The sequence below is a fragment of the Mycolicibacterium tokaiense genome (assembly GCF_010725885.1).
Classification (GTDB): domain Bacteria; phylum Actinomycetota; class Actinomycetes; order Mycobacteriales; family Mycobacteriaceae; genus Mycobacterium; species Mycobacterium tokaiense.
This window is the reverse complement of record NZ_AP022600.1, coordinates 3596996-3611218: the sequence shown is the minus strand read 5'-3', so window position 1 is coordinate 3611218 and position 14223 is coordinate 3596996. Positions and strand designations below refer to the sequence as shown.

15 protein-coding genes are annotated in these 14223 nt (G+C 68.2%); 5 read left to right on the top strand and 10 right to left on the bottom strand.

Going from position 1 to position 14223, the window contains the following annotated elements; all coding sequences use genetic code 11:
• Nucleotides 1-11: 11 nt before the first annotated feature.
• From G6N58_RS17575 to G6N58_RS17560, 4 genes are all read right to left on the bottom strand, one after another.
• On the bottom strand, nt 12-194 hold the full coding sequence (locus G6N58_RS17575; protein WP_067010268.1) for a rubredoxin: 183 nt from the start codon (nt 192-194) through the stop codon (nt 12-14).
• A complete protein-coding gene (locus G6N58_RS17570; RefSeq protein ID WP_068915887.1) occupies nt 191-355 on the bottom strand; it encodes a rubredoxin in 165 nt (54 codons plus the stop codon). The genes G6N58_RS17575 and G6N58_RS17570 overlap by 4 nt, the downstream gene beginning before the upstream one ends.
• The gene (locus G6N58_RS17565) at nt 352-1566 is read right to left on the bottom strand and encodes an alkane 1-monooxygenase (protein WP_115277868.1); all 1215 of its coding nucleotides are present in this window, start codon (nt 1564-1566) and stop codon (nt 352-354) included. Before G6N58_RS17565 ends, G6N58_RS17570 begins: the two co-directional genes overlap by 4 nt.
• A gap of 221 nt (nt 1567-1787) precedes the next feature.
• Complete coding sequence (locus G6N58_RS17560; RefSeq protein ID WP_115277869.1) at nt 1788-3254, bottom strand: amino acid permease; 1467 nt, start codon at nt 3252-3254, stop codon at nt 1788-1790.
• Nucleotides 3255-3311: 57 nt separating this feature from the next.
• Here G6N58_RS17560 and G6N58_RS17555 point away from each other — a divergent pair, with 57 nt between their 5' ends.
• Entirely contained in the window at nt 3312-4649 is a 1338-nt protein-coding gene (locus G6N58_RS17555; protein ID WP_115277870.1) for an FAD-dependent oxidoreductase, read from the top strand.
• Here G6N58_RS17555 and manA read toward each other — a convergent pair whose 3' ends face one another.
• From manA to G6N58_RS17535, 4 genes are all read right to left on the bottom strand, one after another.
• A complete protein-coding gene (gene manA, locus G6N58_RS17550; RefSeq protein WP_115277871.1) occupies nt 4650-5876 on the bottom strand; it encodes a mannose-6-phosphate isomerase, class I in 1227 nt (408 codons plus the stop codon).
• A 15-nt stretch (nt 5877-5891) separates the two neighbouring features.
• Entirely contained in the window at nt 5892-7031 is a 1140-nt protein-coding gene (locus G6N58_RS17545; protein WP_115277872.1) for a TobH protein, read from the bottom strand.
• A complete protein-coding gene (locus G6N58_RS17540) occupies nt 7028-8410 on the bottom strand; it encodes a phosphomannomutase/phosphoglucomutase (protein WP_115277873.1) in 1383 nt (460 codons plus the stop codon). Before G6N58_RS17540 ends, G6N58_RS17545 begins: the two co-directional genes overlap by 4 nt.
• A gap of 156 nt (nt 8411-8566) precedes the next feature.
• Nucleotides 8567-8998: a DUF3499 domain-containing protein gene (locus G6N58_RS17535; protein WP_197746430.1), complete on the bottom strand. Its 432-nt coding sequence runs from the start codon at nt 8996-8998 to the stop codon at nt 8567-8569.
• A 177-nt stretch (nt 8999-9175) separates the two neighbouring features.
• On the opposite strand from G6N58_RS17535, the gene G6N58_RS17530 reads away from it, so the two are divergent.
• Nucleotides 9176-9598 (top strand): metallopeptidase family protein, encoded by a 423-nt coding sequence (locus G6N58_RS17530; protein ID WP_068919664.1) that lies wholly within the window; start codon nt 9176-9178, stop codon nt 9596-9598.
• 16 nt (nt 9599-9614) lie between these two features.
• Here the strand turns inward: G6N58_RS17530 and G6N58_RS17525 are convergent, their stop codons facing one another.
• Nucleotides 9615-9977 (bottom strand): WhiB family transcriptional regulator, encoded by a 363-nt coding sequence (locus tag G6N58_RS17525; protein WP_115277874.1) that lies wholly within the window; start codon nt 9975-9977, stop codon nt 9615-9617.
• Nucleotides 9978-10268: 291 nt separating this feature from the next.
• On the opposite strand from G6N58_RS17525, the gene cofD reads away from it, so the two are divergent.
• From cofD to G6N58_RS17510, 3 genes are read left to right on the top strand one after another with little or no spacing between them, the layout of a single operon-like run.
• Nucleotides 10269-11264, top strand: a complete 996-nt coding sequence (cofD, locus tag G6N58_RS17520) for a 2-phospho-L-lactate transferase (protein WP_068919663.1) — start codon at nt 10269-10271, stop codon at nt 11262-11264.
• Entirely contained in the window at nt 11261-12598 is a 1338-nt protein-coding gene (locus G6N58_RS17515; protein WP_163908222.1) for a coenzyme F420-0:L-glutamate ligase, read from the top strand. Before cofD ends, G6N58_RS17515 begins: the two co-directional genes overlap by 4 nt.
• Complete coding sequence (locus tag G6N58_RS17510; RefSeq protein ID WP_115277875.1) at nt 12595-13140, top strand: NUDIX hydrolase; 546 nt, start codon at nt 12595-12597, stop codon at nt 13138-13140. The genes G6N58_RS17515 and G6N58_RS17510 overlap by 4 nt, the downstream gene beginning before the upstream one ends.
• Here G6N58_RS17510 and manB read toward each other — a convergent pair.
• A complete protein-coding gene (gene manB / locus G6N58_RS17505; RefSeq protein WP_172544966.1) occupies nt 13122-14219 on the bottom strand; it encodes a mannose-1-phosphate guanylyltransferase ManB in 1098 nt (365 codons plus the stop codon). The two genes, G6N58_RS17510 and manB, sit on opposite strands and share 19 nt — an antisense overlap.
• Between the last annotated feature and the right edge of the window lie 4 nt (nt 14220-14223).

Genomic DNA, 14223 nt, shown 5'->3' with positions numbered 1-14223 from the left:
GGACCCGCTGGTCAAGGACGGGCAACTTCGATCATCTCGAAGTCGGATTTGGCCGCCCCGCAGTCCGGGCAGCTCCAGTCCTCGGGGATGTCGTCCCAGCGGGTGCCGGGGGCGATGCCGTCCTCCGGCCAGCCCAGGGCCTCGTCGTACTCGAATCCGCACTGGATGCAGCGGAACAGTTTGTAGTCACTCATGTCATCTCCTGGAAGTCGATCTTCTCGCGGACGGCGCAGTCCGGGCAGCCCCAGTCGTCGGGCACCTCGGACCACCGGGTTTCAGGCGGAAAGCCTTCGCGCGGTTCACCTTTGGCCTCGTCATAGATGTAACCGCACCCTGGGCAGGCGTAAGAGCTCATGAGTACCGGGCCAACACCTTGTCACGCACGCGCGGATGGATGTTCACGCGGGTGATGTCACCGTCGTAGTGGGCCAGCACCCGGTGGTCCATCACCTTGCGCCACAGCGGCGGGAAGTACGTCAGCCCGATCATCGAGGCGTAGCCGCTGGGCAGGTTGGGCGCGCCGTCCATGCTGCGCAGCGTCTGGTATCGCCGGGTCGGATTGGCGTGGTGGTCGCTGTGGCGCTGTAGGTGGTACAGGAACAGGTTGGTCACGATGTGGTCGGAGTTCCAGCTGTGCTCGGGGGTGCAGCGCTCGTAGCGGCCGCTGTCCTTCTTCTGCCGCAGCAGGCCGTAGTGCTCCAGGTAGTTCACCGTCTCCAGCAGCGTGAAGCCGTAGACGGCCTGGATCACCATGTAGGGCAGCAGCGCAGGCCCGAACACCGCGATCAGCACGCCCCAGAACACCACCGACATGACCCAGGCGTTGAGCACGTCGTTGGACGGATGCCACACCGGCTTGCCGGCCCGCTTCAGCCGCTGGGCCTCCAGCTCCCAGGACGACTTCAGGCTGCCCCAGACGCTGCGTGGCAGGAACTCCCAGAACGTCTCACCGAACCGCGACGACGCCGGGTCCTCGGGGGTGGCGACGCGGACGTGATGGCCGCGGTTGTGCTCGATGTAGAAGTGCCCGTACCAGGTCTGGGCCAGGGTGATCTTGGACAGCCATCGCTCCAGCGAGTCCTTCTTGTGCCCCATCTCGTGGGCGGTGTTGATGCCGACGCCGCCGAGCACGCCCACCGACAGGGCCAGGCCGATCTTCGCGGGCCACCCGAGGCCGCCGTCGAACCCCAGCCAGCTCAGGTCCGAGGCGGTGAACAGGTAAGCGCCCACGATCACGCTGGCGTACTGAAACGGCAGGTACGCGTACGTGCAGTAGCGGTAGTACCGGTCGTTCTCCAGCCGCGCCATCACCTCGTCGGGCGGGTTCTGGCCGTCGGGCCCGAAGAACCGGTCCAGCGTCGGCAGCAGCACGTACACCAGCAGCGGACCGACCCAGAACGGCACCTGCGCTGCGGCATGCCAACCCCACTGATTGAACGCCCACACCACCGGGAGCATCACGAACAGTGCGGTGGGCGCGATCAGCCCCATCAGCCACAGGTAGCGCTTCTTGTCACGCCACTGCTCGACCTCGGGGGTCGGAGCGTTGTCGATCTGTGCGGTCACGCGTCACCTCCATGTGAAAGCCATCACCCTGAATGACTTGACTATAAGAGGCAATTTGTCCGATGTCTAGACACAGGGTCCATTTTTGTAAAACGCCCGGGACCTAAAAGCGCCACACATGTGTGCAGACACGCGCGACACGCCGTGCGGGCGCCGCAGGACACACATGTGTGGCGGAGAGGGGGTGTGGCGGAGAGGGGGCGGTGGCGGATGCTCCGGGGTCAGGAGCGGGCAGCAGCCTCCCGGCGGCCCAGCACCGAGTGCCTGCGGCCATAGAGGAAGTACACGATCACTCCGATGCCCATCCAGATCAGGAAGCGGATCCAGGTCAGACCGGTGAGGTTCAGCATCAACCAGACGCAGGCGATGATCGACAGGATCGGCAGCAGCGGCACCAACGGGGCCCGGAAGCCGCGGTCGAGGTCGGGCCTCGACCGCCGCAGCATGATCACGCCCGCAGACACCAGCACGAACGCGAACAGCGTGCCGATGTTGACCATCTCCTCGAGCTTGCCGATGGGGAACACCGCGGCCGCCACGGCCACCAGGGCACCGACGATCCAGGTGATCCGCACCGGGGTGCCGTGCTCGCCGGTCTTGGCGAGTTGCTGCGGGATCAGCCCGTCGCGCGACATCGCGAACAGCACCCGCGTCTGCCCCAGCATCAGCACGATCACCACGGTGGTCAGACCGGCCAGCGCGCCGATGGAGATCACCGTCGCCGCCCAGTTGACCCCGTTGGCCTCGAAGGCGGTCGCCAGGTTCGGCGACTCGGCATCACGCAGCACGGTGTAGGACACCATGCCGGAGAGCACCACCGTCACCGCGACGTAGAGCACCGTGACGATGACCAGTGACCCCAGGATGCCGCGCGGGACATCCCGCTGTGGATTCTTGGTCTCCTCGGCCGTGGTGGCCACGATGTCGAAGCCGATGAAGGCGAAGAACACAATCGAGGCACCGGCCAGCAGGCCGTACCAGCCGTAGGAACTGCCCTCGGCCCCGGTCAGCAACGAGAACAGCGACTGCTCGCTGCCCGAGCCACCTTCGGCGGCCTCGGCCGGGGGGATGAACGGGGTGTAGTTGGCGGCCTTGATGTAGAACGCGCCGACGGCCACCACCAGCAGCACCACCGCAACCTTGATGATCGTCACGACCAGGCTGACGCCGGCCGACAGCTTGGTGCCCCGCGCCAACAGCAGCGTGACGATCACGACGATCAGCAGGGCGCCCCAGTCCAAGGGAACGCCCGCGACGTCGGCCACCGCCCCACCGAATCCGAACACCGTGCCGAGGTAGCTGGACCAGCCTTTGGCCACCACCGCGGCCGCCACCGCGAACTCCAGGATCAGATCCCAGCCGATGATCCAGGCGATGAACTCCCCGAACGTCGCATAGGAGAACGTGTACGCGCTGCCGGCCACCGGCACCGTGGAGGCGAACTCGGCGTAACACAGGGCGGCCAGACCGCAGGCGATCGCGGCGATGACGAACGAGATCGAGATCGCCGGCCCGGTCAGGTTGCCGGCGGTGGAGGCGGTGATGGTGAAGATGCCCGCGCCGATCACCACCGATACACCGAACACCGTCAGGTCCCACCAGTTCAGGTCCTTGCGGAGCCGGGTTCCCGGCTCATCGGTGTCGGCGATCGACTGCTCAACGGATTTGGTCCGCCAGCGTCCAGTCATAATTTCTTCACCTTTCGCGAGCCAGTCTCGGCACAGTACCCATTACGTTGGGTTCCGATGGGGAGGACCGGAGAACACGCAGTCGTGATCGGCGCCAGCATCGCGGGGTTGTGCGCCGCACGGGTGCTGTCCGATTTCTACGACCGGGTATCGGTGTTCGAGCGCGACCACCTGCCCGACGGTCCACAATGTCGGGCCGCGGTCCCCCAGGACCGGCACGTTCACCTGCTGATGGCCCGGGGCGCGCAGGAATTCGAGGCGCTGTTTCCCGGATTGCTCGAGGCCATGGTCAGCGACGGTGTGCCGATTCTGGAAAACCGGCCGGACTGCATCCATTTCGGTGCCGCCGGGCATGTGCTGGGAACCCGGCACAGGTTGCGCGACGCGTTCACCGCCTATGTCCCGAGCCGACCCCACCTGGAATGGCAGATCCGACGCAGGGTGCAGCAGATCCCGAATGTCGAGATCGCGCAGCGACCCGTCACCGAACCGGTCTACGACCCGGTGCGCAGACGGGTGACCGGGGTACGCCTCGGCGACGACACGGTGGCGGCCGATCTGGTGGTCGACGCTACCGGTCGCGGCACCCGTCTACCGGTGTGGTTGCGCCAGTGGGGGTTCCGACCACCAGATGAAGACACCGTGGAGGTCGGCATCGACTACTCCACCCACCGTGTACGGATTCCGGACGGACTGATCCAGGAAAAGGTGGTGGTGGCCGGCGCTTCCGCAGAGCAGCCGGTGGGCCTGGGCATGCTCTATTACGAGGATGGCATCTGGGGTTTGACCACCTTCGGTACCGCCAGGGCCGCACCGCCCGCTGACTACGCCGGCATGATTGCACTGGCTGAGCAAATCCTGCCGCCACACGTCGTGTCGGCACTGCGCCGAGGTGAGCCCGTGGGCGAGGTGGCCCGGCACAAATACCCCACCAGCCGGTGGCGCCGTTACGACAAGCTCACGGACTTCCCGAGAGGGATTGTTCCCTTGGGTGATTCGGTGGTCAGCTTCAACCCGACCTTCGGGCAGGGCATGACGATGACCTCGATCCAGGCCGCCAACCTACGCGATGTGCTGGACTCCGGCGCCGAGGACCTGGCGGGGGCGCTGGCCCGCCGCTCAGCCCAGACCACCTTCCCGGTGTGGACGATGAACGCCATCGGCGACCTGGTGTTGCACAACGCCTCCGGGCCGCGACCGTGGTGGTACCGGCCGGTCGGCAGCCTCTTCGACCAGTTCCTCGGCGCCGCCGAGACCGATCCCGTTCTGGCGGAATGGTTCCTGCGCCGGTTCAGCCTGCTCGACAGCCTCTACATGGTCCCGTCACCGCGGTTGGTCGCGCGGACCATCCGGCACAACGGCACACTGTGGCTGCGTTCGCGGCGCGCTGCCTGATCAGATCCCCACAGTTGCCCGGAACAACCGGGTGGGCTGGTCGGCCACCAGCCTGATGGGTCCGTCGTCGGCGGACACCCAGGCCGCCGCACCGCGATCAAGTGCCAGCGTGTCTGTTTTGGCGCGCACCACCGCAGAACCCTGCGCGCACAACAGGATCTGAGGCCCGTCGTGCTGACTGGGCGCGTCCACTTCGTGGCCAAGATCGTCGCCGTCGAGTTCCAGCACCGAGACGGTGAACTCGTCGGCCGGGGTGCGGTAGGTGGATTCGAATCCGTCGGCATCCACCGGTGAGAGCAGTGACTCCTCGCTGGCCGGGGTGAAGTCGAGCACCCGCAGCAGTTCGGGTACGTCGACGTGCTTGGGCGTGAGGCCGCCGCGAAGTACGTTGTCGGAGTTGGCCATCACTTCGATGCCCACCCCGCGCAGGTAGCTGTGTAGGTTGCCCGCCGCCATGTAGAGACCCTGCCCAGGCTCGAGGTGCAGCAGGTTCAGCAGCAGTGCGGCGAGCACACCCGCATCACCGGGATAGCGCTCCCCGAGTTCGAGGACGGCCTTGGCTTCGGCGTCGAACTCGGAGGCATCCGAGCGCAGGTAGTTGATGGCGCCGTCGAGCACGGCGGGCACCAGCACATCCAGATCCGGCTGGGGTGCGGTGATCCAGGTGGTGAACAGCGCCCGTAATCCGTTGGCGTCGGGCTGGCCGGCCAGGAGGTGGACGTAGGGGTTGAGTGCGGAGACGCCCAGCGCATCGAGGAATTCGACGGTGCGCGCCGGCGGCCGGAACCCGGCCAGCGCATCGAACGGTTCGAGGGCGACGATGAGCTCCGGCTTGTGGCTGCGGTCACGGTAATTGCGCACCGGGGAGTTCAGCGGAATACCCATCCGCTCCTCACGCTGGAAGCCCTCGACGGCTTGTTCCGAGCTGGGGTGGGCCTGCAGCGACAGCGGCTCGTCGGCAGCCAGCACCTTCATCAGGAACGGCAGCGCATCGCCGAACCTGTTGCGCACCACCGGCCCGAGCTGTCCCTCCGGATCGGCGCGCACCACGTCCAGCAGGGACTGTTCGCCGCCGTCAGTGGCCAGAAAGGCCGGGTCGCCCGGATGCGCACCCAGCCAGAGCTCGGCCTCGGGGTGATTGGTCGGTATCTCTCGTCCGGTGAACTCGGCGATGGCCGTGCGCGACCCCCACGCGTAGTTCCGGACCGCTCCTCGCATCGACTCCATGTTGTGCCTCCCCTGTCACCCGCGCATGAGTCTCATGTACACCGCCGCCATCTCCACTCGGACTGCCAGGACCGCCAGCTGCTGCTCCGGGCGTCCGGCCTCCGCGGGAACAACGGCCGGTGTGAGCCACCGGTCCGATTCGGGGCGTTCTGCGCCCAGTCCCTCATCCGGCACGTCCTCGGTACCCACGAGATCCACGTCGCTGACCCCGGCCACCCGCGCGCTGACCACCGGCCGTTCGGTGGCCAGCGTGAAAGCCAGCACCCTGGGCCGCTGCGGCAGCGGACCGTCGAGCTCTTCATCATGGAACAGCGAATCGAAATCGCTTCCTGCGCCGCGACTCTCGGCTCCCATTCCGTCGCGCAACGCCACCACCGCATCGGCCAGCCCGGCGGCGGCGACGGCCTGGTGGGCCACGCGCAGCAGCACGGTCGACAGATGCCGGGCCAGGGCCAGTGTGGCGGTGTTGTCACCGGCGAGCACCACCCCGCGGCCGGCCATCCGCTCGGCGAGCGACTTGGCCGGGTTGGTGAAGATTTCCCGTCCGGCGCTGTTGCGCAGGGCTTCGGCGTCGAGTTCATCGGCCAACAACGCCAGGTCCGCCTGCACGGCGGTGGCTCCTGTCTCGACCGCCTGCAGCACCGCCAGCCCCACGGCCAGATAACGGCACAACCCGAACTCGTCGCGCACCCACATCCGCGGCTCCAGGACGGCGACGCGGCCGGCGGTGGCGTCGCGCAGCGGCCCGGCATAGGGGGCGGCGATCACCACCCTGGCGCCCCGACGCGCTCCGGTGGCCGCGGCCGACACCAGGACCGGGTCGGCCGGATCGTCGCCGGCCACCACCAGGACGTCCAGCGGCCCGATCCACGGGGGAACCTCGGCGGCGGTGACGATGGGTTGGGCGGCGCCACCGGCGACCACCGCCGTCAGGATGGCGCCGGCGGATTCGGCGGCACCGCGCCCGGCCACCCAGATCACCGAACGGGGCCGTTGCCCGGTACGCACGGATTCCAGCGCGCCCTCGTCCACCGCGGCTGCGACCGCTCGGACCTGCGCTCCCGACGTCGACGCGCCCCGCAGCAGACCCTCGCGGTCGGCGCCGATCAATCCGTCGGTGTCGTCGAGGTCGATGGAGGCGCGGGTGGCGCTCATGGTGCCGCCTGGGCCGCTTCGATCTCGGTGGCTATCTTGCCGACAATGCCCGCCACCTCGTCCGAGGTGCGGGCTTCGACGTTGAGCCGCAGCAGCGGTTCGGTGTTGGAGGTGCGCAGGTTGAACCAGCTGCCCTCGCCCAGATCCACCGTGACACCGTCCAGGTGGTCGATGGACTGGATGCCGGTGCCGAACATCGCCAGGACCCGCTCCACACACGCCGGGGCGTCGTGGACGGTGAAGTTGATCTCCCCGGAGGCCTCATAGCGCTGGTAGTCGGCCGCGAGGTCCGACAGCGGGCGGTCCTGTCCGCCGAGAGCGGACAGGACATGCAGCGCGGCAAGCATTCCCGAGTCGGCACCCCAGAAGTCGCGGAAGTAGTAGTGGGCCGAGTGTTCGCCGCCGAAGATCGCCCCGGTCTCGGCCATCAGCGCCTTGATGTAGGAATGCCCGACCCGGGAGCGCACCGGGGTGCCGCCGCGCTCGATCACCAATTCCGGGACGGCCCGCGAGGTGATCAGATTGTGGATGACCGTGGCACCGATCTCGCGACCGAGCTCGCGGGCCGCCACCAGCGCGGTCACCGAGGACGGTGAAACCGCCTGTCCGCGTTCGTCGACGACGAAGCACCGGTCGGCGTCGCCGTCGAAGGCCAGCCCGATGTCGGCGTTCGACTCGATGACGAACCGTTGCAGGTCCACCAGGTTCGCCGGGTCCAGCGGATTGGCTTCGTGATTGGGGAATGAGCCGTCCAGCTCGAAGTACAACGGAAGCACTGTCAGAGAACCGATCTGACCCAGTACCTCGGGGGCGGTGTGCCCGGCCATCCCGTTGCCGGCATCAACGGCGACACGCAACGGGCGCAATGCACTCACATCGACCAGACTCCGCAGAAAAGTCCCGTAGTCGGCCAGCACGTCCTGGTCGGTCACCGAGCCGGCTGGGCCGTCGAAGGCCGGGACACCGGCCACCACCTCGTCGCTGATGGTCGCCAGACCCGTATCCCGACCCACCGGCTTGGCGCCGGCTCGGCAGAGTTTGATGCCGTTGTAGGCGGCGGGGTTGTGGCTGGCGGTGAACATGGCGCCCGGGCAGTCCAGCAATCCCGAGGCAAAGTAGAGCTGGTCGGTGGAGGCCAGTCCGATCCGGACGACGTCGAGTCCCTGGCCGGTGACACCGGAGGCGAACGCCGCCGCCAGCGCCGGCGAGCTCTCCCTCATGTCGTGCCCGATCACCACGCGGGTGCTGTCCGCGCGCACCAGCCGCGCAAAGGCTGCGCCGACCTCACCGACGAACTGCTCGTCGATCTCGGAGCCCACCAGACCGCGGACGTCGTATGCCTTGATCACACGGGCAACCGCATCAGCGGATCGAGACATGTCCGGACTCCTGACTACTGCGTGGGTGTGACGTGGTTGCCGGTACCAGCCTAGCCGTAACAGGCCCGCGATTTAGTGGCCAACTCCGGTCCGCGGCGCTGGCTCCGCGTGGCTGAACCCGGTCCGGCGAACCCTGACGCGAGATGAATCCAGAACTCAGTCGGAAGGATCCGGCAGCACACGCAGGTGACCCCGCCTGCGTCCGGCGCCGGCCGGACGCTGGCCCGCCGACGCCAGCACACTGCTCGCCGGGGCGGCGGCCGCCCCGGGATGAGGACCTGGGTCGGAGAAGCCGTGCATGGGTGGGCCCGTCGGCACACCGCCGCGGCCTTCCCGAACGGCGTCGGCCAGAGCCGACAGATCATCCTCGTCGGGGTGCGACGGCAGGGGTCCGGCGTGGCGTACCAACTCCCAGCCGCGGGGCGCGGTGATCCGCCCGGCATGCGTCACGCACAGATCCCATGAGTGCGGCTCACGAACCGTGGCGAGCGGGCCCACCACTGCCGTCGAGTCCGAGTACACGAACGTCAGCGTCGCCACGGCGTAGTGAGGGCACCCAGGCCTGCAGCAGCGACGGGGAACATTCACGCCCGTGAGGCTATCGCGCGGGCACGCCCGGGCTGGGGCGGACACGCGCACCCGGGGCTGCCACTACTGAACCGTTACCTGGGTATGCCGGACCGTTACGATCGGCCGGTGGCAGACTCCGGCAGCTCACGGCACCGACCATCGGGGGGGCGTTGGTCCACCCGCCACGGTCGCAACATCCGGGGACCGCTGCTGCCGCCCGATGTGCCGGGATGGCGCAGCCGGGCAGAGCGCTTCGACATGGCGGTACTGGAGGCCTACGAACCGATCGAACGCCGGTTCACCGACCGGGTGACTGCGCTGGACGTGGCCGTGGACGAGATTCCGCGGATCGCGGCGCGGGATCCGGAAAACGTGCAGTTCCCGCCGGAGGTGGTCGCGGACGGGCCGGTGGCGTTGGCCAGACTCATACCCGCAGGGGTGGACGTCCGGGGACAAAACACCCGGGCGCGAATAGTGCTGTTTCGCAAGCCCATCGAACGGCGGGCGAAGGACACCGGAGAACTGACTGAGTTACTTCACGACATTCTGGTGGCGCAGGTGGCCACCTACCTGGGCGTGGAGCCCTCGGTGATCGACCCCACGCTCGACGACGAGTGAGGACCGGTGGGTCCGGCTAGATGATGCCGCGCTTGATGCGGCGTCGTTCACGCTCGGACAGACCGCCCCAGATCCCGAACCGCTCGTCGTTGGCCAGGGCGTACTCGAGGCATTCGTTCTTCACATCACAGCCCAGGCAGATGCGCTTGGCCTCCCGGGTGGACCCACCCTTCTCGGGGAAGAACGCCTCCGGGTCGGTTTGCGCGCACAGGGCACGTTCCTGCCACTGGTCGTCGGCAGGCTCGAGTTCGGACTCGAACCGATCGGGCACGAGGCTCAGATGCGGCCGCCCTCCCAGCTCGCTCTCCCCCTCTGTTGCCGGTTCCGTACTGGTGCGCGGGATACTGCCCATAGCTCCGATCAGGTGCTGATAGGACATGTTTCCGCCTCCTCACAGTTCTGCTAGTCGATCCAGGAATGTCGCCCACTATTGATACGCAGCCATGCTATTCGAACAGGTGATCGAATCTCGGTCTGCGACACCGGAACCGGCCGGCCAACCGGGAAATGACACTGATGTGATTAGACACGGGTTAGCTGGTGAGGTCAAGCCGTAGAACGGAATTTCATACCATTCGAGACCGACATTTCCGCGAGTCGGTGCATGGGCGTGTCGTCACCGTGACCGTGCTGAGACCCCGACCCGCAACAACGCCTAGTGTCGTTCGTTGTGAAGGTCACCGTTTTGGTCGGCGGCGTCGGCGGCGCGAGATTCCTGCTGGGCGTTCAGAAATTGCTGGGGCTCGGCCAGTTCGCGGCCCCTGAGGGTCAAGCTGAGGTAGAGCACGAGTTGACGGCTGTCGTCAACGTCGGCGACGACGCCTGGATGCACGGGGTACGCATCTGCCCGGACCTCGACACCTGCATGTACACCCTCGGTGGCGGCATCGACCCCGAACGCGGCTGGGGTCACCGCAACGAAACGTGGCACGCCAAGGAAGAACTCGCCGCCTACGGCGTGCAACCGGACTGGTTCGGGCTCGGCGATCGCGATCTGGCCACCCATCTGGTGCGCAGCCAGATGCTGCGGGCCGGGTACCCGCTGACTCAGGTCACCGAGGCCCTCTGTGCGCGCTGGCGGCCCGGCGCCCGGCTGCTGCCCGCCAGCGACGACCGCAGCGAGACCCACGTCGTCATCACCGATCCCGACACCGGCGAGCGCCGGGCCATTCACTTCCAGGAGTGGTGGGTGCGGTACCGGGCCAAGGTGACGACGCACAGCTTCGCCTACGTGGGTGCCGAAAAAGCAACCGCGACCCCCGATGTGGCCGACGCCATAGCCGAGGCCGACATCGTGTTCCTGGCACCGTCGAATCCGGTGGTGAGCATCGGGTCCATCCTGGCCATCCCCGGCGTCCGCGGTGCGCTGCGTTCCACCGCGGCGCCGGTGGTCGGCTACTCCCCCATCATCGGCGGGAAACCGTTGCGCGGCATGGCCGACGAGTGCCTGACCGTCATCGGGGTGGAGTCCACCTCCGAGGCGGTCGGGCGCTATCACGGCGCCCGTTCCGGCACCGGCATCCTGGACGCGTGGCTGATCTCCGAGCAGGACAGCGCCGACATCGACGGGGTGGCAGTGCGGTCGGTCCCCCTGCTGATGACCTCTCCGGAGGCCACCGCACAGATGGTGCGCGCCGGTGCGGAACTGGCGGGGGTGCAGCTGTGACCGAACACGGCGCGGCCGCGGCCATCGAGATCCTGCCCGTCACAGGCCTTCCGGAATTCCGCCCCGGCGACGACCTCACAGGCGTGCTGGCCGACGCCGCGCCGTGGTTGCGTGACGGCGACGTGCTGGTGGTGACCAGCAAGGTGCTGTCGAAGTGCGAGGGCCGCATCGTCGCTGCGCCCGCCGATCCCGAGGAACGAGATACCCTGCGGCGCAAACTGATCGACGAGGAGGCCGTGCGGGTGCTGGCCCGCAAGGGCCGTACCCTGATCACCGAGAACGCCATCGGCCTGATCCAGGCGGCCGCCGGGGTCGACGGTTCCAACATCGGGACCACCGAATTGGCGCTGTTGCCGGTGGATCCCGACGGTAGCGCAGCTGCGCTGCGCACCGGGCTGGCGGAGCGGCTCGGTGTCGAGATCGCCGTGGTCATCACCGACACCATGGGACGCGCCTGGCGCAGCGGCCAGATCGACCAGGCCATCGGCGCCGCGGGCCTGCCGGTGTTGCACGGCTACGCCGGGGCAGTCGACCGGCACGGCAATGAGTTGGTGGTCACCGAGGTGGCGGTGGCCGACGAGATCGCCGCGGCCGCCGACCTGGTGAAGGGAAAGCTGACCGGAATTCCGGTGGCGGTGGTGCGCGGACTGCACCTGCGCGACGACGGTTCCACGGGCCGGGATCTGCTGCGCCCCGGCGAAGACGACCTGTTCTGGCTCGGCACAGCGGAATCCATCGACCTGGGCCGCAGACAGGCGCAGCTGCTGCGGCGGTCCGTGCGCCAGTTCAGCGACCAGCCGGTGGACCATGCCCTCATCGAAGAGGCCGTCGCCGAGGCGCTCACCGCCCCCGCTCCCCATCACACGCGGCCGGTGCGCTTCGTCTGGCTCACCCCCGAGAGCCGCACGCCACTGCTCGATGCGATGAAACAACGCTGGCGCGAAGACCTTTCCCGCGACGGCAGGCCCACCGACGCCGTCGAGCGCAGGGTGGCCCGCGGCCAGATACTGTACGACGCCCCCGAGGTCGTCATCCCGTTCATGGTGCCCGACGGCGCGCACCACTACCCTGACGACACCCGCACCGCCGCCGAACGCACCATGTTCACGGTGGCCGCCGGCGCCGCCGTCCAGGCCCTGCTGGTGGCGCTGGCGGTACGGGAGGTGGGCAGCTGCTGGATCGGGTCCACCATCTTCGCCGCGGATCTGGTACGCGCCCAGCTGGAGCTGCCCGAGGATTGGAACCCGATGGGCGCCATCGCCATCGGCTATCCGGTCCAGCAGCAGGGCCCGCGGGACCCGGCAGTCGCGGACGGTTTGCTGGTGCGTCGATGACGCTGCGCGACTCCGTCGTCGACACGCTGCGCGACTGGGCCGCACCGGGTCCCGAGCAGGACGCCCTGCGGGAAGCGGTGCTCGGATTCGTCCTGGCGCGCCCGGATGCCTGTCAGCGCAGCTGCGAGCCAGGCCACATCACGGCGTCGGTGGCGGTGCTCGATGCAGAGGGCACCCGGGTGTTGCTGACGCTGCACCCGCGGCTGGGCCGGTGGGTCCAACTCGGCGGGCATTGCGAACCCGGCGACAACCACATCCGGGCGGCCGCACTACGGGAGGCCACCGAGGAGTCGGGCATCGCGGACCTGCAGCTCGGCGGGCTGGCCGCCGTCGACGTGCACGCGCTGACGTGTTCGCTGGGCCGGCCCACCCGGCACCTGGATCTGCAGTTCGCCGCGAGCGCGCCGGCACACGCGCAGATCCGCATCAGCGACGAATCGCTGGACCTGCGGTGGTGGCCGGTCGACGACCTACCCGCGGACACCGACCACGCGGTACACGCGCTGGTGGCCGCCGCCGTGGCTCACAGATCGCTGGAATAGCGGATGCCGTGGTCGGGCAGGACGACACCCGGCCACACCCGCGCGCCACGCAGCAACTCACACCGGGCCCCGATGCTGGCGCCATCACCGATCACTCCGTCGCGGATCAGCGACCGCGGGCCGATGTGCGCGCCGTGCCCGACGATCGACCGCTCGATCACACACCCGGCTTCCACCCGGACACCGTCGAAGATCACCGCGCCGTCCAGCCGCACGCCCGCCCCGATCTCGGCACCCCGGCCGATCACGGTCCCGCCGATCAGCACTGCGCCCGGCGCGACCGAGGCCCCGTCGTGCACCAGCGACTCACCGCGGTGGCCGTGCAGCGCCGGCGAGGGCGCCAGTCCGCGCACTAGGTCGGCCGAACCGCGCACGAAGTCCTCCGGCGTACCCATGTCCCGCCAGTAGGTGGCGTCGACGTAGCCGCACACCTTCACCCCGTCGGAGAGCAGCTGCGGGAACACCTCGCGCTCCACCGACACCTCACGGCCGGTGGGGATGCGGTCGATGATCTCGCGGTTGAACACGTAACAACCGGCGTTGATCTGGTCGGTCGGCGGGTCCTGCGTCTTCTCCAGGAACGCCTCCACCCGGTGGTTGTCATCGGTGGGCACACAGCCGAAGGCCCGGGGATCACCCACCCGCACCAGGTGCAGGGTGACGTCGGCCTGGTGGGCGTGGTGGTGGTTGAGCAGAGCACCCAGGTCGGCGCCGGAGAGCACATCGCCGTTGAAGATGACCGCGCGATCGTGCCGCAGCTTCGGGGCGACATTGGCGATACCGCCGCCGGTGCCCAGCGCCTCCTCTTCGAAGACGTACTCGATCTGCAACCCGAGCTTGGAACCGTCGCCGAACTCGGCTTCGAACACCGAGGCCTTGTACGAGGTGCCGAGGATCACGTGTTCGATGCCCGCCTCGGCGATCCGCGACAGCAGATGCGTCAGGAACGGCAGCCCCGCCGTCGGCAACATCGGTTTGGGCGCCGCCAGCGTGAGTGGGCGTAGGCGGGTGCCTTTGCCACCTACCAGCACCACGGCGTCGACCTTCGACGGATCAACCACTTCCAGAGTCCCGCTCATTCGG